At 69.4% G+C, this 21,411-nt stretch carries 18 protein-coding genes and 1 pseudogene; 3 read left to right on the top strand and 16 right to left on the bottom strand.

What is annotated here, in order from left to right; all coding sequences use genetic code 11:
* Window positions 1-123: pseudogene (locus tag E8D38_RS29195) on the top strand (IS481 family transposase); the annotation flags it as partial.
* A 37-nt stretch (window positions 124-160) separates the two neighbouring features.
* Here E8D38_RS29195 and E8D38_RS25985 read toward each other — a convergent pair.
* The 5 genes from E8D38_RS25985 to E8D38_RS25965 all read right to left on the bottom strand — a co-directional run bounded on the left by E8D38_RS25985 (window position 161) and on the right by E8D38_RS25965 (window position 4,365).
* Window positions 161-490 (bottom strand): copper-binding protein, encoded by a 330-nt coding sequence (locus E8D38_RS25985; RefSeq protein WP_140637194.1) that lies wholly within the window; start codon window positions 488-490, stop codon window positions 161-163.
* Between the two features lie 47 nt (window positions 491-537).
* A complete protein-coding gene (locus E8D38_RS25980) occupies window positions 538-1,032 on the bottom strand; it encodes a cupredoxin domain-containing protein (protein WP_140637193.1) in 495 nt (164 codons plus the stop codon).
* A gap of 16 nt (window positions 1,033-1,048) precedes the next feature.
* Complete coding sequence (locus E8D38_RS25975) at window positions 1,049-2,440, bottom strand: multicopper oxidase family protein (RefSeq protein ID WP_140637192.1); 1,392 nt, start codon at window positions 2,438-2,440, stop codon at window positions 1,049-1,051.
* 12 nt (window positions 2,441-2,452) lie between these two features.
* Complete coding sequence (locus E8D38_RS25970; protein ID WP_140637191.1) at window positions 2,453-3,868, bottom strand: TolC family protein; 1,416 nt, start codon at window positions 3,866-3,868, stop codon at window positions 2,453-2,455.
* Between the two features lie 110 nt (window positions 3,869-3,978).
* Window positions 3,979-4,365, bottom strand: coding sequence for a DUF2946 family protein (locus E8D38_RS25965; protein WP_140637190.1), 387 nt, complete (start codon window positions 4,363-4,365; stop codon window positions 3,979-3,981).
* Window positions 4,366-4,506: 141 nt separating this feature from the next.
* Between E8D38_RS25965 and E8D38_RS25960 the strand changes: the two genes are divergently transcribed.
* Complete coding sequence (locus E8D38_RS25960) at window positions 4,507-4,887, top strand: hypothetical protein (protein ID WP_140637189.1); 381 nt, start codon at window positions 4,507-4,509, stop codon at window positions 4,885-4,887.
* On the opposite strand, the gene cueR is transcribed toward E8D38_RS25960, so the two are convergent.
* Both cueR and E8D38_RS25950 read right to left on the bottom strand, forming a co-directional pair.
* Window positions 4,888-5,361, bottom strand: a complete 474-nt coding sequence (gene cueR, locus E8D38_RS25955; protein WP_181179459.1) for a Cu(I)-responsive transcriptional regulator — start codon at window positions 5,359-5,361, stop codon at window positions 4,888-4,890. It lies immediately after the preceding gene.
* Window positions 5,362-5,409: 48 nt separating this feature from the next.
* Entirely contained in the window at window positions 5,410-7,827 is a 2,418-nt protein-coding gene (locus E8D38_RS25950) for a heavy metal translocating P-type ATPase (protein WP_140637187.1), read from the bottom strand.
* A 198-nt stretch (window positions 7,828-8,025) separates the two neighbouring features.
* Here E8D38_RS25950 and E8D38_RS25945 point away from each other — a divergent pair, with 198 nt between their 5' ends.
* Window positions 8,026-8,226, top strand: a complete 201-nt coding sequence (locus E8D38_RS25945; RefSeq protein ID WP_140637186.1) for a heavy-metal-associated domain-containing protein — start codon at window positions 8,026-8,028, stop codon at window positions 8,224-8,226.
* Window positions 8,227-8,255: 29 nt separating this feature from the next.
* Here the strand turns inward: E8D38_RS25945 and E8D38_RS25940 are convergent, their stop codons facing one another.
* The 9 genes from E8D38_RS25940 to E8D38_RS25900 form a co-directional block, all read right to left on the bottom strand.
* Complete coding sequence (locus tag E8D38_RS25940; protein WP_140637185.1) at window positions 8,256-9,017, bottom strand: substrate-binding periplasmic protein; 762 nt, start codon at window positions 9,015-9,017, stop codon at window positions 8,256-8,258.
* A 9-nt stretch (window positions 9,018-9,026) separates the two neighbouring features.
* Window positions 9,027-12,179, bottom strand: coding sequence for a hybrid sensor histidine kinase/response regulator (locus E8D38_RS25935; protein ID WP_140637184.1), 3,153 nt, complete (start codon window positions 12,177-12,179; stop codon window positions 9,027-9,029).
* 231 nt (window positions 12,180-12,410) lie between these two features.
* Window positions 12,411-12,929 (bottom strand): hypothetical protein, encoded by a 519-nt coding sequence (locus tag E8D38_RS29190; RefSeq protein WP_246099695.1) that lies wholly within the window; start codon window positions 12,927-12,929, stop codon window positions 12,411-12,413.
* Window positions 12,930-15,183: 2,254 nt separating this feature from the next.
* Complete coding sequence (locus E8D38_RS29185; protein ID WP_140637182.1) at window positions 15,184-16,470, bottom strand: replication endonuclease; 1,287 nt, start codon at window positions 16,468-16,470, stop codon at window positions 15,184-15,186.
* A gap of 217 nt (window positions 16,471-16,687) precedes the next feature.
* Window positions 16,688-17,524 (bottom strand): hypothetical protein, encoded by an 837-nt coding sequence (locus tag E8D38_RS25920; protein ID WP_140637181.1) that lies wholly within the window; start codon window positions 17,522-17,524, stop codon window positions 16,688-16,690.
* 734 nt (window positions 17,525-18,258) lie between these two features.
* The gene (locus E8D38_RS25915; protein WP_140637180.1) at window positions 18,259-18,465 is read right to left on the bottom strand and encodes a hypothetical protein; all 207 of its coding nucleotides are present in this window, start codon (window positions 18,463-18,465) and stop codon (window positions 18,259-18,261) included.
* 30 nt (window positions 18,466-18,495) lie between these two features.
* Window positions 18,496-18,930, bottom strand: coding sequence for a hypothetical protein (locus E8D38_RS25910; RefSeq protein WP_140637179.1), 435 nt, complete (start codon window positions 18,928-18,930; stop codon window positions 18,496-18,498).
* A complete protein-coding gene (locus E8D38_RS25905) occupies window positions 18,927-20,159 on the bottom strand; it encodes a hypothetical protein (RefSeq protein ID WP_140637178.1) in 1,233 nt (410 codons plus the stop codon). Before E8D38_RS25905 ends, E8D38_RS25910 begins: the two co-directional genes overlap by 4 nt.
* Before the next feature lie 501 nt (window positions 20,160-20,660).
* Window positions 20,661-20,903 (bottom strand): hypothetical protein, encoded by a 243-nt coding sequence (locus E8D38_RS25900; protein ID WP_140637177.1) that lies wholly within the window; start codon window positions 20,901-20,903, stop codon window positions 20,661-20,663.
* Between the last annotated feature and the right edge of the window lie 508 nt (window positions 20,904-21,411).

The following is a 21,411-nucleotide window of genomic DNA, read 5'->3' as shown; positions in this document are numbered from 1 at the left end:
GCCGCCCTGCCAGCTTGGAATCACTTCTACAACTGGCACCGTCCTCACCACGGCATCGGCTGCTTGCCTCCCATGTCCCGAATCAAGAGATCGCGAAAGAACCTCTTGACTCTTCACACCTAGGGCGTGCAGGGCGTCACGCGCACGGCCAGACCCGACGCTACTGTGCTCGCTCGATGGCCGTCACCGTGATGGCGCCACCCTGCCGCTCGGCCGAGAACTTCACCTTGTCGCCTTCCTTCAGGCCCTGCAGCAGCTTCGGGTCGGCCACCTTGAAGACCATGGTCATGCCGGGCATCTCGAGGTTGGCGATCGGGCCGTGCTTCAAGGTCAGCTTGCCCTGGGCCGGGTCGACCTTGCGGACCTCGCCTTCGCTGGTGGGCGCTGCCTGCGCATGGTGGGTGGCATGGTCGGTGCCGCCGGGTGTCGGCGTCTGCGCGCCGGCCGCGATGGCGAACGCCGCAACGGCGATGCAAAGAAGGACTTTCATGCTGTGCTCCTTGCTCGTGGGGTTGTGGGGGAGGCTGATGCCGCCGCTCACTTGACGGTGACCTTGCCGACCATGCCGGCCTCGTAATGGCCGGGCAGCAGGCAGGCGAACTGGAACTCGCCCGGCTGGGTGAACTGCCAGACGATCTCGCCGCTCTTGCCGGGCTTCACATGCGTCATGTGCGGCTCGTCGTGTTCCATGCCGGGGAACTTCTTCATCATCTCGGCATGCTTCTTCAGCTCCTCGGTGGTGCCCAGCACCATTTCGTGCAGCACCTGGCCCTTGTTGGTGGCGACGAGCTTCACCGTCTCGCCCCGCTTGACGGTGATCTCGGCCGGCGAGAACCGCATCGTGTCGGCCATGTCGACACGGATGGTGCGGCTGGCCTTCGCCGGGTTGCCTTCGCGGCCGAACGCGGTGTCCTCCACCTTGCTCGCGTCGAACTTGCGTGCCTTGGCATGGCTTTCGTCGCCGTGCGCGTATGCCGCGCCGGCCAATGCGAGGCAGGCGACGGCGAAGACGGTGGTTTTGCTGAATGTCATGAGTTTTCTCCTGTGATCAATGCCCGCCGGGGCCACCATGGCCGCCGGTGGGCTTGCGAACGTCGAGGGTCTTGCCGTCCGACCCCGGTGCGGGCTTCGTTGCGGGTGCGCGCTGGGGCTGCTGCACCTCGCCCTGGTATTCGTAGGCCACGGTGCCTTGCGGATGCTTGTACCAACCCGGGTCCTTGTAGTCGCCGGCCTTCACGTCGTCGCGCACCTTCACCACGCTGAACATGCCGCCCATCTCGAGCGCACCGAACGGACCGGTGCCGGTCATCATCGGCAGCGTGTTGTCGGGCAACGGCATCTCCATGGCGCCCATGTCGGCCATGCCCTTGTCGCCCATCACCATGTAGTCCGGCACCAGCCGGGTGATGCGCTCGGCAATGCCGCGATGGTCCACGCCGATCATGTTGGGCACGTCGTGGCCCATCGCGTTCATGGTGTGGTGCGACTTGTGGCAGTGGATGGCCCAGTCGCCGGCGATGGCCTCGAACTCGAAGGCGCGCATCTGCCCCACCGCCACGTCGGTCGTGACCTCGGGCCATCGGGCCGAAGGCGGCACCCAGCCGCCGTCGGTGCCGGTCACGTAGAAGTGCGGACCGTGCATGTGGATCGGGTGGTTGGTCATGGTGAGGTTGCCCACCCGCACCCGCACCCGGTCGCCGGTGCGACACACCAGCGGATCGATGCCGGGGAACACCCGGCTGTTCCAGGTCCACAGGTTGAAGTCGGTCATCTCCGCCGTCTTGGGCGTCGCGGCCCCGGGCTCGATGTCGTAGGACGCGAGCAGGAACACGAAGTCGCGGTCGACCCGCATCTGGCGCGGGTCCTTCGGGTGGATGATGAACAGGCCCATCATGCCCATCGCCATCTGCGTCATCTCGTCCGCATGAGGGTGGTACATGTGGGTGCCCGAGCGCAGCAGCGTGAACTCGTAGACGAAGGTCTTGCCCGGCGGGATGTGCGGCTGCGTCAGGCCGCCCACGCCGTCCATGCCCGAGGGCAGCAGGACGCCGTGCCAGTGCACCGTGGTGTGCTCCGGCAGCTTGTTCGTCACGAAGATGCGCACGCGGTCGCCTTCGACGGCTTCGATGGTGGGCCCCGGGCTGGAGCCGTTGTAGCCCCACAGGTTGGCCTTCATGCCCGGCGCCAGTTCGCGCACCACCGGTTCGGCCACGAGGTGGAACTCCTTGACGCCGTTGTTCATGCGCCAGGGCAGCGACCAGCCGTTGAGGGTGGCCACCGGGTTGTAGGGGCGGCCGGTCTGCGGCACCAGCGGCGGCTGCATGGTGGGCGAGGTCTGGATCACCGCCTCGGGCAGCGAGGCGGCACCTGCGCGGCTGACGGCGGTGGCGCCCAGCGCCACGGCGCCGGCGGTCCGGAAGAAATCTCTGCGGTTCGACATGGTGTGGGGTTCTCAGTGGCCGGCGGCTTGCTGTTCGGAAGCCGCAGGCAGGTTCGAGATGGCGGCAGCGGCACCGGGGGAGCGGCCGGTCAGCGCGGTCCGCAGATCGGTGTCTGCCACCCAGAAGTCGCGCAGCGCCTGCACGTACTGGCCGACCGCGCGCACCTGCTCGCGGGAGTCGGCGAGCAGCTCGAACACGCTGATCAGCATGCCGTTGTAGCGAAGCAGGTTCTCCTCGGAAATGCGCTGGCGCAGCGGCACCACCTCGTCGCGGTGGTGCTTCGCGAGGTCGTAGGCTGTGCGATAGGCCGCATGGGACTCGCGCACCTCGGAGCGGGCGTTGACCGCCACCTCGGCGGTGCGGTGCAGCGCCTGCATGTAGGTGGCCTCCGCCCTGGCGTTGCGCGCCGAGCCGAAGTCGAACAAGGGCAGTTCGAGCTCCAGTTCGTAGCCGTTGGCGCGCGGGCTGTCGGTCTCGCTCTTGTTCTGGTAGCCCACCTCGAAGGCGTTGACGAAGCGGGTCGCCTTGGTGAGCCCGAGCGAGCGTGCGGTGGCCTCGGTGGCCCGGCGCGCCATCTGCACGTCCAGGCGCTTGTCGATCGCCGTCTGCTCGGCGTCCTCGGGCGCGAGCGGCTGCTGCGGCAGATCCGGCAGGCGTTCGGGCAGCTTGAACGCCGCCGCCTGCTCGCCCTGCAGCCCCAGCAGGCGGGTGAGCCGCTCGCGCTCGGCCACCGCCTGCTGCCGCGCACGGGCCAGGTCGGCCACCGCATCGGCATGGAAGGCCTGCTCGCGCATCTGCGCCAGCTTGCTGAAGTTGCCGGCCTGCTGCATGCGCCGGGCCAGCTCGCTGGAGGCGTCGGCCGCCTCCTTGACCTGCTGGTAGTAGGTCACCAGCTGCTGCGCGGCCACCGCGCCGAAGTAGGCCCGCCGGGTGTCGGCCGCCAGGCCTACCGCGTCGTAGGCGGCCTGGTACTGCGCCTGCTCGAACCGCTGCTGCTCGACGCGGCGCGCCGCCGGCATGGTGAGCAGGCCCAGGATGTCGAACATCACCGCCCGCTCGATCTCGACCAAGCCGCCCACCGCCAGGCGGCCGAAGCTGAAGGTCGGGTTGCGCAGCCGGCCGGCCTGCACGAGGTCGGCCTCGGCGACGCCCAGCTGCGCCAGGCCGGCCTGCAGGCCGCGGTTGTTGAGCAGCGCAAGTTCGACCGCGCTGTCGGGCGACAGCGGGCCTTGAAGCAGCTCGGCGACACGGCCGCGCACGGTGTCGGCCTCCTGTGTCGAACGCGGCGCCGCCACGCCCTGGCCGGTGCGCTCACGGGTGAGTTCGGACACCCTGCCGAGCCCGCCGTCGGCGGAGAACGAGGCGCAGCCGGCAAGCAGCACGGCCGCCGAAACGGCAGGCGCCAACCGCAATGGAAAGTTTTTCATGGTGGGAAGACATCTGTGATGCCGACCTCGGGTCGGCCCCCTGCCCGCGGCGGCATGCAGGCATGCACGCGCACGAGCTTCGCCAGGCCTCGCGCGGAGGCCTCAATGGGTCAGATGCTTCGTGGAGGCCGCTCGGGGCCGCTCGACAGGAAGTTCGGCGCAGGTGCGCCGACGCTGGGGAAGGCGGCAGCCGCCAGGTCGAGCGGCGCGGCGACGGTGGGTGCCGCGCTCGGCAGTGGGGTCACCGAGCAGAACGCGGAGCAGAGGTTGCATTCACCGTGGCCATGGCCGGCCGCGGCAGTCACCTCAGGGTCGCCGGCCCCGTGATCATGCTGGGCCGCGGCGTGGTCGTGGTGCTCGTGATGGTCCGTCACCTCCACCTCGCTCGGCGCCGCAGCCGCTGCGGCAGGCACGCACGCCATCGCCGCGGCCATGCCCCCCCGGACGGGGAGCAGCACCGCAAGCAGGACGAGCAACCAGATGCGCAGGACTTTCACAGCGGGCGAGGTTAGCAGCAGCCGAAGGCCGGACCAAGCGAAGCGTTTGGAAACACCCGCAGCGTACGGGTTGCCACAGTGGCAAGGTCAAGCGGGAAGCGCCGGGTGACGTCGCCGAGCACCGCCCCTACAGTACCCGGCATGAATCTCCACCGCCTCATCGCATCGCTGGCAGCCTGTGCTTCGTGCACCTGGGTGGCAGCCAACCCGGCCCTGGTTCCGATCGAATGGAACGCGAGCGGGCATTTTGCACACCAGGCCGAGGTGCCTGCGGGCAAGTTCGTGGAGGTGTGCGGCAGGCTGCCGGCCGGCACGAAGGTGCAGTGGCGTTTCGACGCGAGCGGGCCGTTGAACTTCAACATCCATTTCCACGAAGGCGAAAAGGTCCGCTACCCCGCCAAGCAGGACGGCGTCGCCCGGGCTTCCGGCACGCTGGACGCCGCCGCCTCGCAGGACTACTGCTGGATGTGGACCAACAAGTCGCAGGCGCCCGCCGACTTGCGGCTGGACCTCGGCCGCTAGCTAGCGCCGGGCCGCCCGTCCCGGCCGCAGCCCCGCATGCCCATGGGCATGGCCGTCGCGCGCGGCATGGGCCACCGGCACCGGCACCTCTGATTCCAGCGTCTCGATGATGGGGCAGTCCGGCCTGTCGTCGCCGTGGCAGCAATGCACCAGGTGCTCCAGCGTCGCCTTCATCGACTGCAGCTCCTTCAGCTTGGCATCGAGTTCCTCGATGTGGGCCTGCGCCAGCGCCTTGACCTGCCGGCTCGGGCGCTTGCGGTTCTGCCACAGCCCCAGCAGCTCGCGGATCTGCTCGATCGAGAAGCCGAGGTCGCGCGACTGCCGGATGAAGCGCAGCGTGCCGATCTCCTTGTCGGTGTACTGGCGGTAGCCGGCGTCGGTGCGCGCGGCTTCGGGGAACAGGCCGACGCTTTCATAGTGGCGGATCATCTTGGCCGACACGCCGGAGGCCTTGGCGGCTTCGCCGATGTTCATGAAGTTGTTCATGGGTGTGGGTGTGGATGTGGTGTGTCCTGCATCAACTCAACGAGGGGTGTGGGCTGCGCCGCGCCAGCGCCGCAGCGTCAGCGCATTGGTGACGACGCTCACGCTGCTGAAGGCCATGGCCGCCCCGGCGATGACCGGGTTCAGCAGGCCGAGCGCGGCCAGCGGGATGCCGAGCACGTTGTAGGCGAACGCCCAGAACAGGCCCTGCTTGATCTTGGAATAGGTGCGCCGGGACACGTCCAGCGAATCGGCCACCAGCCGCAGGTCGCCGCGCATCAGCGTGACGCCGGCGGTCTCGGTGGCCACGTCGGCACCGCTGGCCATGGCGAAGCCCACCGAAGCGGCCGCCAGCGCCGGCCCGTCGTTCAGGCCATCGCCGATGAACGCGACCACCGCGCCCGACTCGCGCAACCGCTGCACCACCGCCGCCTTGTCGCCGGGCAGCACCTGGGCATGCACCTCGTCGATGCCGAGCTCACCGGCCACTGCCCGGGCAGCGCCCTGGTTGTCGCCGGTCAGCATCACCGTCCGGATGCCCAGCTCGTGCAGGCGGCCCACCGCCTCGCGTGCGGTCGCCTTGAGGGTGTCGCCAAAGGCCAGCAGGCCCAGCAGTTCGACTTGCCCGGCGGCCTGGCGCATCAGCCAGGAGACGGTCTTGCCCTGCTGCTCCAGGCGCTCGGCCTCGGCCAGCAGCGCGCCGGCTTCGACACCCTGCTCCTGCAGCAGCCGCATGCTGCCCAGCGACACGGTGTGCCCGTCCACCACGCCTTCCACGCCACGGCCCGGCAACGCCTTGGAGCCCCGCGCCTGCGGCACCGGCAGGACCTCGGCCTGCGCCGCGCCGCACACCGCCAGCGCGAGCGGGTGGCTGCTGTTCTTCTGCAGCGCGGCGGCCAGGCGCAACACCTGGGCACGGTCGAACCCCGGTGCGGCCTCCACCGCCACGAGCGACGGCTTGCCGTCGGTCAGCGTGCCGGTCTTGTCGAACGCCACCACACCGACCGAATGGGCCACCTCGAGCGCCTCGGCGTCCTTGATGAGGATGCCGTGCCGGGCGGCCACGCCGGTCCCCACCATGATGGCCGTGGGCGTGGCCAGCCCGAGCGCACACGGACAGGCGATGACCAGCACCGCCACCGCATTGACGAGCCCCTGCTCCCAGTTGCCGGTGACCGCCACCCAGCCCAGCAGGGTGAGCAGCGCAACGCCCAGCACCACCGGCACGAACACCGCGCTCACCCGGTCGACGATGCGCTGGATGGGCGCCTTGGCGGCCTGTGCCGACTCGACCATGCGGATGATGCGGGCCAGCGTCGTCTCGGCCCCGATGGCCCGCGTGGCCACCAGCAGCGCGCCCTCGGCGTTGATGGAGCCGCCGGTCACCTTGTCGCCGGCCCCCTTGGCCACCGGCAGGCTCTCGCCGGTGATGAGGGACTCGTCGATGTGGCTGCGGCCTTCGACCACCGAGCCGTCGACCGGCACCCGGTCGCCCGGGCGCACCACCACCAGGTCGCCCACCACCACCTGCTCGATGGGCACGTCCGCTTCGGTGCCGTCGCTGCGCCGCACGCGGGCCGTGGTGGGCCGCAGGGCGTTGAGCGCGCGGATCGCGTCGGCGGTCTGGCGCTTGGCGCGGCCTTCGAGCCACTTGCCCAGCAGCACCAGCGTGATGACCGCAGCGGACGCCTCGAAATACAGGTGCGGCATGCCGTGTTCGGCATGTTGGTACAGCAGGTACACCGAGAGCCCGTAGGCGGCCGAAGTGCCCAGGGCCACCAGCAGGTCCATGTTGCCGGTGCGGGCCCGCACCGCCTTCCAGCCGGCACGGTAGAAGCGCCAGCCCAGCCAGAACTGCACCGGCGTGGCGAGCGCGAGCTGCCAGGCGCCGCCGAGCATCCATTCGATGCCCAGGAGCTGCAGCAGCATCGGCAGCACCAGCGGCAGCGTGAGCACCGTGCTGGCGGCCACCGGCCACCAGTCCGGCAGCTGCCGGCCGGGCTGCGCGGGCGCCGCCGCGGCTCGTTTCACCGCATAGCCGGCCTTCTCGATGGCCGACCTGAGCGCCGCCACCGGCACGGTCGACAGCGCCTGGATGGTGGCGGTTTCGGTGGCGAGGTTGACCGTGGCCGATGCCACGCCCGGCACCTGCTTCAGCGCCTTCTCGATGCGCGCGACGCACGAGGCGCAGGTCATGCCCTCGACCTGCAGCCTCGTTTCGGCGGTGGCCACGTCATAGCCGGCCTTGCGGACCGCTTCGGCCAGCTGCCCGAGGTTCACGCCGGGCCCGGTGGTGACCGACGCTTCCTCGGTGGCCAGGTTGACGCTCGCCGCCTGCACGCCCGGCACCGCCTTGAGCGTCTTCTCCACGCGCATGACACAGGACGCGCAGGTCATGCCGGTGACCTGCAACCTGATGCGGGGAGCGCTGGCGGGTGACGCGACGGTGATGCTCATGCTGGATTCCTCGAAGGCCTGGGGCCGCACATCCTGTGGAGAGGGCGCCAGCTTCAGGCTTCCTACCGTGGCAAGGTCAAGGCCCGGCTGGTTTATTCAACCCACCACAGGGGTCTTTCGAAAGCAGCCGCTTGACCTTCCCATATTGGCAAGGCCGACAGTATGCTCGTCAACAAACCATTGCGACCGGAGAAAGCGATGATCACCTTCGAAGTGAACGACATGACCTGCGGCCATTGCGCGAGCACCATCACGCGGGCCCTCAAGGCCACCGACCCGAACGCCCGTGTGGCGGTGGACCTGGCCGCGCACCGGGTGCAGGTGGAACCGGCCTCGACAGACGCCGACGAGCTGGCCGATGCGATCAAGGAAGCCGGCTACACGCCGGTGCAGGTGTAGGTAGGCCTGGGCCCGGGAGGGCCGGGGCTTCAGCGCCTTGCCTCGGCCAGCATCTTCTCCATGAGCTGGTGGCGCAGCCGCTCGAGCTCGCCGCGCGACTGCATGTCGCGGATCACCTGACCCACCTTGGGAACCAGGTCGCGATGCCGCTCGTGCAGGAAGTGGTACAGCGGGATGTGCTCCAGCGGCGGCTCCACCGGCTGCAGCTTGCTCTCCAGGCCGAGCCGGCGGATCACCAGCAGGCCGCTGAAGCGGTCGTTCACCGCCACCTCGAAGCGCCCCGCGTCCAGCGACTGCATCAGGTGCTCCATCGTGGTCACCGCCTCCACCGCCGGCATGCCCTGCGTGCCGCGCTCGGACGAGCCGACCCCGCGCACGATGCCCAGCGAATGCGGCGCGAGCGACTTCCAGCCGTTGAGCCGCGGGTTCATGCCCTTGCGCACGAAGGCCGCCGGCTCGATGAAGTTGATGGTCGGGTGCACCGCCACCAGCGTGGGGTATTGGTCCTGCACGGCGAGGATGCGCTGCACCTCGCCGTCGACGCGCCCCTCGCTCGACTCGATGAGCGAGCGCTTGGCGGGCAGGTCGGCGAACTGGACGGTGATGCCGAGCCGCTTGTAGACCTCGACCAGGATCTCGCCGCCGACGTACTGGTCGGGCACGTTTTCCAGCCGCGAGAAGCGCAGCACGGCCTGGGGCCCCGCTCCCACCGCCGCCGCCGCGCCCAGGCAGGCGACCGCGCAAGCCTTGAGCCAGCGGCGCCGGCTCGGGATGGTTGGGTGACGACGCATCACAGCCTCCTATCGGGCCGTGCCCGCCGCGTCATGCGGCAGGCCGGCGGCCCACGACTCCAACCCGGCGAGGATGGGCTGCATCCGCGCTTCCACCGCCAGCACGCAATGCGGCACCGCCGCCTCGTCCCTGAGGCAGGCATGTTCGAGCTTGATGGCCTCTTCACGCAGCTCGTTCATGCCGAGGGTGCCCGCCAGCGACTGCAGGTCGTGCGCCAAACGCCGGGCGTCGTCGCGCTCGCCTTGCGCCCACACGTCGGAGAAGCGGGCGGCAAAGTCGCGCTCGGCTTCGAGGAAGCGCAGCAGCGTGCGGGTGAGCATGCCCTCGTTGGACCGCATGCGCGCCAACGCCGCGCGGGCATCCACGCCGGGCAGCGAAGCGAGGTCGGGCACCGCGCCCCGCGCGGCCCCCGGCGCATCGCCGCCTCGCCGGGGGGCGATCCATCGCGCCAGCGTGGCAAACATGTCGTCGACGTTGACCGGCTTGGCGATGTGGTCGTTCATGCCGGCAGCCAGGGCCTTCTCGCGGTCGCCCACCATCGCATTGGCGGTCATCGCGATCACCGGCAGGTCGCGCAGTTCGGGCCGCTCGCGCAGCGCCCGGGTGGCCGCGAAGCCGTCCATCACCGGCATCTGGCAGTCCATCAGCACACCGTCGAACCGGGCCTGCTGCAGGCGCTCCAGCGCCTCGCGGCCGTTGACGGCCACCTCGACCACGATGCCTTCCTCGGTGAGCAGCTCCAGGGCCACCTCGCGGTTGATCTCGTTGTCCTCGACCAGCAGGACGCGTGCGCCCTTCAGCTTCGACTGGTGCTCCATGCGTGCTCCTTTTCGCCGCTCGGCGCGCGCGATGGCCACCACGGCCACACCCAGCGCCTGGCAGCAGGCATCGAACAATGCGGACGGTGTGACGGGCTTGGTCAGGAGCGCGGCGATGCGCACATGCAGCTCCTCCAGGCGTCGCTGCACCTCGTCGCGCGAGAAGGCGGTGAGCATCATGACCGTGGGCGCAGGCCGCTGTGGCTGCCGTTGCTGTGGCTGTTGCTGCTGCTGCGAACCGGCCAGCAGCTGGATGCTGCGCGCCACCTCGATGCCGTCCATGCGCGGCATCTGCCAGTCCACCAGGACCAGGTCGTACGGCGAACCGGCGGCAAGCGCCTTGCGGAAGCGGTTGAGGCCCTCCTCGCCGTCGCACGCCATGTCGGCATGCAGGCCCATCGACAGCAGCATCTGCGCGAGCAGCTCGCGCGCCGAGGCGTTGTCGTCGACCACCAGGACGCGGCAGCCGGCCAGCCCCTGCTGGCGCGGCGGCACCGCCGGTGCAGCTGATGCCTGCAGCGGGAAGCGCAACGAAAAGAAGAAGCGGCTGCCGAGCCCGGGGTCGCTGCGCACGCCGAGCTCGCCGCCCATGAGCCGCACCAGCTGCCGGCTGATCGCGAGGCCCAGCCCCGAACCGCCGTGGCGGCGGCTGGTGGAGGCGTCGCCCTGCTCGAAGGGCTGGAACAGCCTTTCGCACAGTGCCGGATCGATGCCGATGCCGGTGTCGCGCACCTCGAACCGCAGCTCCAGCCAGCCCGCGCCGCGCGCCGCGATCTCGAGCACCAGGAACACCTCGCCGTGTTCGGTGAACTTCACCGCGTTGTTGCCCAGGTTCATCAGCACCTGGCTCAGGCGCAGCGGGTCGCCCACCAACGCGAGCGGCAGGTCGGGCGGCGCCACGTACAGCAGCTCCAGCCCCTTTTCCTCGGCCTTCATGCCGAGCACGCTGGCCAGGTTGTCGAGCACGTCGCCCAGGTGGAATTCCACATGCTCGATGTCGAGCTTGCCGGCCTCGATCTTGGAGAAGTCGAGGATGTCGTTGACGATGCCCAGCAGCGACTCGGCCGCCACGTCGATCTTCTGCACGTAGTTCTGCTGCCGCGGGTTGAGGTCGCTCTGCAGCGCGAGGTGGGCCATGCCGATGATGGCGTTCATCGGCGTGCGGATCTCGTGGCTCATGTTGGCCAGGAAGTCGCTCTTGGCCCGGTTGGCCTCCTCGGCGCGACGCTTGGCGTCTTCGAGCTGCGCAGTGCGGTCACGCACTGCATGCTCGAGTTCGTCGCGGTGGCGGCGCAGCTCCTGCACCGCGTGCTCCCGCGCCGTGATGTCGGTCAGCAGGCCCTCGAGTTCAGTCCGCCCGCCGCCGGGGACGTCGGGTTCGTGCGGCCTTGCGTTGAGCAGCACCCAGATCCGTGCACCGTCGGCACGCGTGAGCTGGTGTGCGGAGCCCACGATCTGGCCGTGCTCGTCCAGGCTCTCGAACAGCGACCGCACCTGCTCATGCGAAAAGAAGGGCGCCGGGTCGCGCGACGAGGCCTGCGCGGCGTTGGCCGCGTCGATCAGCGCCTGTGGCGACGGGTAGCCCAGCAGCCAGGCGAGCGCGGGGTTGACATCGTGCAGCCGCCCGTCACGATCGAGACGGAAGATGCCTTCGGCGGCGTTCTCGAAGATGCCGCGGTACTTGGCCTCGCCCTGGCGCAGCTGGCGGGTGGACTGGTCGAGCGTGTCGGCCATCGCGTTCACCCGCATCGCCAGCCTGCCCAGTTCGTCGTGGCTGTGCACCGCGCAGCGCGCGGCGAAGTCGCCCGCTGCGATGCGGTCGACGGTCTCTTCCATCTGCACGAGGCGCCGGCTCACCAGGCGCCGCAGCAGCACGAAGGTCACTGCGTACAGCACCACCATCACCGTGGCGATCAGCGTGGTGATCGTGTTCTGCGCATTGCGTATCGCCTGCTCGGCGACGGCGCGTGTGAAGGCAACCTCCACATGCCCCAGCTCCTGGGGCGCGCCGCCGCGGGGGGTATAGACGATCGGCCGCTTGAGCACCAGCGCCTTCGACAAGTCGGCAGCCGGCTGCCGCACCACCGAGCCGACCGTGCCCTGCCCCGGGGTCATGACGCGGAAATGCACCACCTCGGGGTTGGGCGCCAAAGCCTCGAGCTGCCCCTGCACCGCGCCCAGGTCCACCGTCCACAGCGTCGGGGCGAGCGAGCGGCTGAACAGGCTGGCGATGCGCTCGGCTCGGGCCTCCAGCTCGCGCATGCGCCGCTCCCGCTCCTGGTTGGTGAGCAAGGTGACCGACACGGCGGCGGTGGCGAGCACCACGACCGCGAGCGTCAGCATGAGCTTGGTGTGTAGGCTGGCCGTGCGCACAACGATCTAGCGAAGGAAACCCGGGATACGGGCGGCGACCAGGCTGACTGCGGGCAGCAGACCGCCGGCGGCTCCATCATGGAGCGCCGGCGGCGCGGGCGTCCAGCAGGAATAACGCTAGGAGCGCAGGGTTGCCGGCGGCCATGTGGCGAACCCCTGCGTCCTCCGCGGATCCGCGGTGAAGCATTTCATCGGCCTGCGCTAGTCGTATCCACGGGCATCGGCCTCGGCACCCATCACCCGCAGTGCGGCAAGCAGCAGCTTGTGGTGGGCGAGGCTGGGCAGCGCCCGCCCGCCGCCCCCCGGCTGCGCCGTCATCGTTTGCTGTACCTCGACGTATCGCTCCATCTGGAGGCGCATCTCGGGGGGCAGCTCGCCAAGCGCCTCCTGCCGCGCCTGGATGCTGCCGCGCAAGGGGTACACGGTGGCGGGTTTGCCCTGCCCTGCTTGCTGGTCGACGAGACGGCCTGCTGCACGCCACAGCGACGGCAGGTCGGCCACCTCGTCGAGTTGGTACCGCACATGGTGCTGGCGCGGGTCGAGCTCCAGCAGCCGGAGCCGCGCGATGTCGCGCTCGCCGGGGTCGATGTAGGTCTTGTCGCCCAGGTCGTTCAACTGGCGCCACGCATTGAGATACAGGGCGTCGAGTGCGATGGCCCGCCGGAAGAGCGCCGCCGCGTCCTCGTAGCGCCCCTGCTCCTTGCGCAGGTAGCCCAGCATGTACAGGACTTGCGGCTGGGCGGCGCTGCGTTGCTGCAGGCCGGTGAAGACCTCTTCCGCCACCGCCTGCGCACTCGGGCCGGCGAAGACACTCTCGCAACCGAAGCAGTGGCTTTCGACCCGGCCGAAGCTGTCCGGCATCAGCTCGAACGCACGGCGGTAGTGCTTCAGCGCTTCTTCGTGGCGCCCCGACCTGCCGAGCTGGACGGCAAGGCGCGACTGGATGCAGTACGCGTCGGAGAACTCCCCCAGCGCCGCCCGGTAGCCGGCGAAAGCGCGCTGGTAGAGACCCAGCTTGTGCAGCTCGTCGGCCTGCTCGGACAACCGGATCGCGGCAACGGCACGCCGGAAACCCTGCGCCGCCCCCAGGTCGCCCTTGCCTTCCAGGGCATCGGCGAGCACCGCATACGCTCGCATGCGGTCGTTGACCCCTTGCTCGCCGTCCGACGGGTCGATGGCAATGGCGCGACGGGCGCTTTCTTCGGCAGCCTCGTACCGGTGTGCCCGGCCCAGCGCCACCGCCTTCCACACCAGCGGCCGCTCCTCGAACGGGTCGCGCGCTGCCATGCGGTCGAGTTCGCCGATCGATGCTTCGCCTGCCCCGTCGACGAACAGCTGGTAGGCGGGATCGTGGTTGGGCAGCAGCTCGATCACGGCGCGTGCCGCGGCCATGGTGGCCTGCAGGTTGCCGTCCGCCTTGAGCGCGCGCGCGGCCATCAGGCCGATTGGCGTGCCCATCGAGTCCTTTTCTGCGATCAGTTCGCCCAGGTCGCGCGCGCCCCAGATGCCCACTTCGTCGAGCATGCGCCGGACGTCGGCCACACGGCCCGCGGCGTCGTACAGACCGACCAGTTCCACCAGCGCGGAGCGTTTCGAGGGATCGGCCACGATGGCCGCGAGACCCGAGAAGCCGGGGTCGTCGCCCTCGCGCTCGAGCTCGGCCAGTGCCAGCGCCTGGGCAGCATCGGCAGAGCCCTGGCGTCGCAGCTCCGCCAACAGGCTGCGCACGGCGCCGGTTCGCCAGTGGCTCTGCGGCCCTGACGGCACGGCCACCGCCTTGGTCGCGTAGTCAAGCCCCAGGCGGGACCAGCCCGGCTGCTTCAGCACCCGCCCCAGGCCGGCCAGGCGGAGGGCTGCAGTAGTGCGTTGGGCAAGGCGGGCATCGTCGCGCGCGGGCGGTGCGGCCAGCAGCAGGCGGAAGCCCTCGGCCGCGGCATCGACCTGGTCGGCGGCCAGCAGTGCATCCAGCCGCTTCTCGAGGAGGTTGGCGCGAAGGTGGGGCGTCAGGTCGGTTCTCCTGAGCACTGCATCCAGCAGCGCGATCGACTCGTCGGAGCGTCCGAGCGCGCTGGCCTGCTCGAGATAGAAGTCCCAGGCCGGCAGCTGCGGCCGCCGGCCGAGCAGGTCGGCGAGGAAGGCATGGACCGCCGCGTTGTGTCCCTTCTGCGCCAGCTCGCTCATCGCCTGCCTTGGAACGCCCAGCCAGTCTCCGCCACCGCTGGCCCGCACCATCGCACGCTCTGCTTCGGCATGGCGCCCGGCAATCACCAGGTCGATGAAGTAGTAGAGGTCGGCCTGCCTGCGCGCGTAGTCGGCCTGGGGTTCCGCTTCATCTGCCGCCGCGGCCTTGGCGGCGGCACCTGGATGCGGATCGAAGCGCGCCTGCATGGCTTCGTACAGGGCGGTGGTGCCGATGCCGTCGACCAGCCCCCATTGCGGCTTGCGCAAGCTGCCGATGTGGCGAAGCGCAAGCTCGCGCGCCAGCGCCCTGGTTGCCACGCCCTCCGGCACATGCAGCCACACCGGCTTGCGAAGCGCCTGCGTGAGCAGGGCTTCGGCCCTGGCGGTTCCCAGCAGCCCGACGAGGTCCGGCACGGCAACGCTCATGCCATAGGGTTGCCTGGCACGCACGTCAACCGTGGCCACAAACCCCTCGGCGATCTGTTCACGCGTGCCGTATAGCTTGTAGACGAGCGCGCGCGCGTCGTTGATCGCCAGCAACTTCAACTCGCGTTCGCCCGATGCGCTCGAGCCGGCCAGGCGCTCGAAGGTCGCCAGCGATTGCTGCGCGGCGGCGGCATCTCGGGCCAGCAGCTCGGTGAGCAGCCGCAAGCCGACTGCCGACACGTCGTCGGGCTTCTTCTTCGCCCGGGCGGTGGCCTGGCTGCGCAGCAAGGGCCAGGCTTCAGGCGCGGGCAAGGCCGCGAGCAGCGAACGCGCGCCGACCGCCGACTGCGTGACCAGGTCGAAGGCGTCATATTCGCGGGCCGCGCGTTGCGCGTCCATTGCCAGCGACCGGTCCCACAACTCCAGCCACTGCGCGGCTGCTGCGGGTGCAGCCAGTTGCGGCACCCTCGAGCGGAATGCAGCGATGTCCCGCATCAGCATGGCGGCCGGGCTGAGCCCCTTCTCCTCGCTGGCGCCGCTCTTGCCGATGCGCGCCAGCACCGAATCGACCGCCTGCAGGCCGCCCGCATGCGCACTGGCGCAGAACGCGAGGCCGAACAGCATTGCGGCCGTCGCAATGCGCCTTTGAAAAGAGACCACTGGATTGACTCCCTCGCTGGATGATGAAGCTGCCAGGCCTGCAAGCGCCGGCAGGTGACCGGGTCGATGCCGGTTTCAGGCGCGGATGGTAGTCGAGCGCAAACCAGAAGCTGCGGTCTGCTCGACCAGGGCGCTTCGCGTTCCGGCGGGTCGTCGGACCGATGGGCATCTTCCGGCGGCGAACCGGCAGAACGCAGCGAGCCTCTTCCGGACCTCGTCTTCCATTCCATGGGCTCGACGAAACAGGGATCCATGGACCGGACGAAAGGCACCCGGCAGGTCGGCCCGGACAGCAGAGCGCGCAGATCAAGAGCTGGTCCAACGGGAGGAGAGGACTGAAGGACTCGCGCTTCTGCTTCGGGCCTTTGGCCACCTGTTCCAGCGGCATCTCGATGACGCGCCCGCCGACGACGCCGCGAAGCACCGTGGTCTTGAGCCACTCGGCCTGCTGCTTGAGCTGCATCTGCCGGTGCTCGCGCGCACCGTCGCTGCAGTACTGGCGCCCACCTTTGCCGACCAGGCCGAGCTGCAGGTGCAGCCGCTCGCGCGCCTGGCGCACGCGCCGCGTCAGGAAGCGGCGCCAGTACTTCGCATCGCGCACACGCGCCGCCTGCGTGGCCGGCGTGTCGCCCGGCACCGGCTCGCCGAAGCGGCGCTCGGCCGCGGCCACCAGGCGCTCGTCCTCGGTGGCGCAGGCTTCATGCGCGCTCAGTGCTTCGAGCTCCTGCGGCAGGCGTTGCGCCAGCGCCTGCAGTTGGGCGTGGCTGTGCCGCAGGTAGGGCAGCACCGCGCCGGCCTGCGCCAGGAGCTGGGCTTTCCAGTCGTGCCACGGCAGCAGGCTCGCCGGCGCCGCCGGCAGGGCGTCGGCCTGGCGCGGGTCGCCTTGGTGGGTGTCGGGGATGAAGGGGATGCCCGGGTCGCCCTTGTTGGCGAGGTAGCGGGCGCGGGCGTTGTTGAGCGCCACCGCAATGGCGGTGGGCAAGAGCGTCGGCATGACGGGGCTCCGTGCAGTGAAGGAGCCGCGTCTAGGAAGGCCTCGTTAGCCTTTTGAAGGGGCCGCGCTTTAAACGCCCGCTGCGTTTTCGGCGCCCCAATGACCGACGGCCCCTCGCGGGGCCGTCGGGGTGGGTTCTGTAGACCCACCGAATCAGGTTGCACGGATGGCCTCGCGTTGCTGCGGAGGTGTCCTGCCTGGTATAGGCACCGCGGTTTTAAACGCGCAGCACCAGCGGTGCCTCGCTGCAACCGCGCCAGACCAGCGGCACACCGAGGTCCACGCGGGCCAGCGTGACGCGCGAGGCCAGCAGCGCCCGGTCGGCGGCGCTGTAGCGGGACCACCGCTCTGCCGCCGCCTTGGCGATGCGCGCGCCGTGGTTCTGCTCGGCGTCGAAGACGATGAACACGCCGGCCAGCACGTAGGGCAGCTCGGGGTGGACCTTGCGGGCGGTGTGCTCGGCCAAGGCCGCGATGCGCATCAGCTCCTGCGTGCTCTTCGGCGCGGACTCGGTTTCGACGAGCCACAGCCGTTCGCCGCGCACGAGCACGGCATCGGGCAACTTGCCGTAGCGCTTGAGGAGCTGCTGCGCTGTCACGGGCGCCTGGCCGTTCATCAGCGCGTATTCGGTGAACGTCTCGAAGCCCTGCGCCCGCTTGTGCAGGCACCAGCGCGCCGTCAGCGCGTTGTGCGTGAACGTCGGGCCGCTGACGCTTGCCAGGTCGAGCCCGTGCCTCGCCGCGATGCCGCGCACCTCGAGCGCGGCGGCGCCCACGCGCGTGAGCACGTAGCTCAGGCCGCCGTGGCAGTTGCGACGCGGCATCAGCTCGCCAGCCTTGACCAAGGTGCGCACGCACCTTTGGCTCATCTGCTCGCCGTACTTCGCACCAGGCCAGCAGGTGGCCAGGTCAGAGCATCTGAGGTGGCCGTGCTCGGCCACCGTGCGCAACACGCGCAGGCGGTTCGCCAGCGCGCGCTCGCGCGATGTCGGCTGCTTCGGGGGCGGCGCCGGCGGGCGCAGCAGCCCGCTCAGCACGTCGTTGGTCACTCGCATGGGTCTACACCTCGCATCGGTCGATGCCAGGTGTAGCGATGACGCATCTGCCGATGCGTCTGGAGCCCGCAGATGCTCGCAGCGGACGCTGCCAGCACCAGCCGTCTCCGGGCGGGCGAACGTGTGCTCTTCGGCGGCTGGGGCCGCACGCACACTCTGCGGGCTGGACGCCCTCCGTCTCCCGTCATTGGCGCCGCTGCCTGCCCTCCACACCGCCTGTCGTCGGCGTTCCGCGCAGGAAGCCACCCCGCGATGCGAGCAGCGTTCTCCGTGGCCGTCGCTCGCTTCGAGGCTGGACGCCTCGTCGCACCCCAGGGTGGCTTCCTGCGCTTCGCTTCGTCAGCGGCGGGCTTCGGTCGCTGTTCGTTCCCTGCACCCCAACCTCATGCGTCCGCGTGGGCGCGGACCCGGCGCTTGGACCGCGCCTGCACGAGGTCGGCCCCCGCAGCGCTGCGGCAACCCGCCTGGGGGCGGGTGCGCCTTCGCGTCAGCATCGGCGCCTGCCGCTGCTGCCCGCCGTCCTTCGGCGGCGGCTCCTTCCACCCATCCCCCGCCTTCCCGCCAGCGGCAAGGAGCGAGTCGCCCTCTGCCGTCAGCGGTGCCAGGCCTTCAACGGCCAGTGGCACCGCACACGGCGAGCGTCGGTCGGCGTGATGCCGCATCAAGGCCGAGCCCTGGCGGGTGGCCTCACGGCCAGCCTTGACCCGGCTGCACGCCGCAGGGAGCAAGCGGAGTCAGCGGCGCCAGCGCTGCAGCGCGATGGCCAGTTCGAGGTGCCGCAGCTCGTGCTCGCCCAGGCGGCACGCCGCAGCATGGATGGCCGCGGTCAGCTCGGCCAGAGTTCGCGCCGGCTCGGCGCTCAGCTCAGGCGAGGGAGCGCCGTCGTCGGTCAGCAGGCGCACCGACGCGGCATCGGTGGTGTAGATGTACCAGGAGGGCAAGGGGCATGGATGCATGCCCCTTGTAGCAACTCAGCGCGGCTCGTCCGCATGTGGTTCGACCAGCGCATTCGAGAGTTGCAGTTCCTGCAGCGCTTCGAGGGCGCGCTCCGACATGACCAGTCTTCCATCCGGTGCTGCACCGAAGTCATCATGTCCGGCTTCGCCAATCGGTTGAAGCCATGCGAACTCTGGAATGAGCCGTCCAGGCTCAAGCTCATCGAAGGCTTCGGACTTCGTCACTTGGACGTCTGCGAAGCGAGCGCCTGTCGCACCGAGGTCAAGGAGCTTGTCCTTGGCTCCCCGGGTCACGATGAAGCAGGGGAAGCTCTCAAGGAGAACATCACCAAGCCATCCCTCAAGCTGGTAGTGCAGGCGACTGACTACCGGCGGATGGGTCGAGGTATCCATCTGAGTTCCGTCACCTAGCCCGCCTGCGACTTCAGGCTCAACAACAAAGTACTTCATCGGCCACCTACGGGAGGGTTGAACTGAGTGCCGTACTTGGCGTCAATCTGCGTGGCCTTCTCAAGCAGTTGCGCCTGGGTTGCACTTGGGTTCTGTCGATAGAACTGGTTCCACTCGCGCCGAATCGCACTGAGGTGGAGCTGGGAGTTCACGTCTTTCGGAATCCCACGAAGATTCTCCAACGAGTTCATCTCACCTTCGCTCACAACACCTGGATACCGCTTCAACACCTGCTGCTCGACAGCATGGTGCACCACAACTTGTCCTTGCAGCTCAGGGTAAGTAGCGAAGAAGGTCCCTCGATAGTCGTTGGATACCGCATTGCCGAACCTCGCTCCCTCGGCCAAGTCCGGCGGCACGAGCCGCAGTGGCATCGGGTTGGAGTACACCACCCCCGGCTCGCCAAGGTTCAGCTCAACGCGGTAGTTGCCGTACTTTGCCAGGCCGGCACCCAGCGCCACCTGCGTGAACAGCGCGCCGCCAGCTTGAGCCTGATTGTCGTAGCCGAACAGCGGCGTGATGTTGTATGGGTCGCTTTCCCTGAACCCCGCGAAGGTTCCTTCGCCCGCACCAAACTTCTCGGCCAACAGGCTGTAGCCGTTCAAGCTGGTCTTCAGCGTGTTGGTCGCGAAGTTGAACGCATCGGGACCAAAGTTGATGAGCGACTTCACGCCGCCGGCCATGGCTTGCCGCGGGTCGTTGTAGGCCGCGCCAGACATGTCTGCCACGTCGTAGAACAGGCTGCCAGCCTTTTGCATCGTCTGGCCGGCCAGGTACTTGAGGAAGCTGCCTTCGCTCACGCCGTCGTCAGCAACGCGGCTCCAGTACGCATTCATCGAAGCCCGGCCTTCGGCCAGCAGCCCGCCACCCTGCACTGATGGTGGCAGTTCGCGAACCTCAATGACCGGGTCGGCAACGGCATGGGACTCAGCGCCCGTGTCGTATTGGTACCAGGCCAGACCCTTTGCATCGACGCCGCTGGCCACCACCTGACCGCTCGGATAGAAGGTGTCCGCCGAGTTGCTCGATGACCCACCAGCCATCCAGCTCATCGAAGCGTCCGCCGACGCCGCTGCAGCAATGCCGGCGTTCACTTGGCGGCCCCACCGAGCCACCGCGCTGCTGCCGAAACTGAGGCCATTGCCGTCGATGCCCATGCCATCAGAAGCAGCGTTCGCAGCAGCCGCAGCGGCGAACCGGTTGCTCTCGCGCTGGTAGTCCCCGGCCATCTCTTCGGCCGAGTAGCTCGGGCTGCTCGCGGCCTCTGCGAGGCTGCTACCCAACGCATTGCCAAACGCAGTTGGCCCGACACACTTCCTACTCACAGCACCCCGCAACGCGAGCAACGGCGCGGCTTGGCGCACAGCAGGCCCTGCGCGCCAGCGCCTGGCGCGCGCCCCGCGCGCGCGAAGTGCGGTTTTGCGCCTGCACAGCAAGCGCCTGCGGCGCGGCGGCTAAGAGGAAGAAGCCGGCGAGCGGCGCGCAGGATAGGCCGACCGGCCTTCGTGTATTACATGGGCTCTTCTCTTAGCCGCTGTGTTTTCGTCGCGGCCCTCGGTGCTGCATCGGGTCAAGGCCGCGCAGCGCCCGAAGGGCTTGGCCTTGACGCGCCACGGACGAAGCACGCTCGCGCATGCGGTGCAGGCCGAGTCTTCGGCTTGCACCGCATCGCAAGCCAGCGGCGGCCTCACGCACTGCACCAGCCGTGCCGGCGCAGCCGCCTGCACTGCTCAGTTCGGCTTGAACAGCCACGGGTAGCCCACCCGTTCGTAGTACTCGCGCGCCATGCGTCGCTCATCGCTGCCATTGCTCGAGTAGCCATCGCTGCGCGGGTTGTCGCACCAGCTGATGATCTCGCACAGGTCGGCGATGAAGCCGCGCAGCACCAGCTCGGGCGCCACGTTGTCTTGCCGGCACAGCACGATGAACTCCAGCGGCAGCTCGAGCGTGAGGCGGTTGTTCTTGCGGGGCATGGGTTTCTCTCCTTGGGGTGCGCCTGGCGTTCACCGCGAACGCCACTGGCCCGCCCCCTGGAGCGCCGCGCGCAGCCGGGTCAAGGCCGCGCGCCTTGGCGCGCGCCCGCAGGGCTTGGCCTTGACGCGGCGAGCACGGCGCTACGCTGACCAGGCCAGTGGAGGCAGCGGGGGAGCCCCCTCGGGGGGCGGATGGGCGGCCGGGCGGGGGCCCACCTTCAAGACCTGCGCCGCTTGCGGCGCACATGCTTCGTGACCTGCGGGCCGGTACCCCGGCCTGCACAAGCTGGGTGTTGCAGGCGCTGCGGGGCGCCAGACATAACGGGGGTTGTGCGCGAATGCCGAGCAATCGCGCGCCCTGCGCGCGAGGGCCGGCATCGCGCATAACAGCCCGTTATGTGAAGTGCGAAGCACTTCCCCCGCAGCGCCTGCCAGGCAGCGGCCGGCTCGATGCCGGCTGTTGCCTGTCTCGTGGCTCTCGCGCGCAGCGCGCTGGCTTTGAGGGCGG

This window comes from Methylibium rhizosphaerae (assembly GCF_006386545.1).
Lineage (GTDB): Bacteria > Pseudomonadota > Gammaproteobacteria > Burkholderiales > Burkholderiaceae_C > Pseudorivibacter > Pseudorivibacter rhizosphaerae.
The sequence above is the reverse complement of the archived record's forward strand: the minus strand, read 5'-3'. Positions and strand labels throughout refer to the sequence as shown.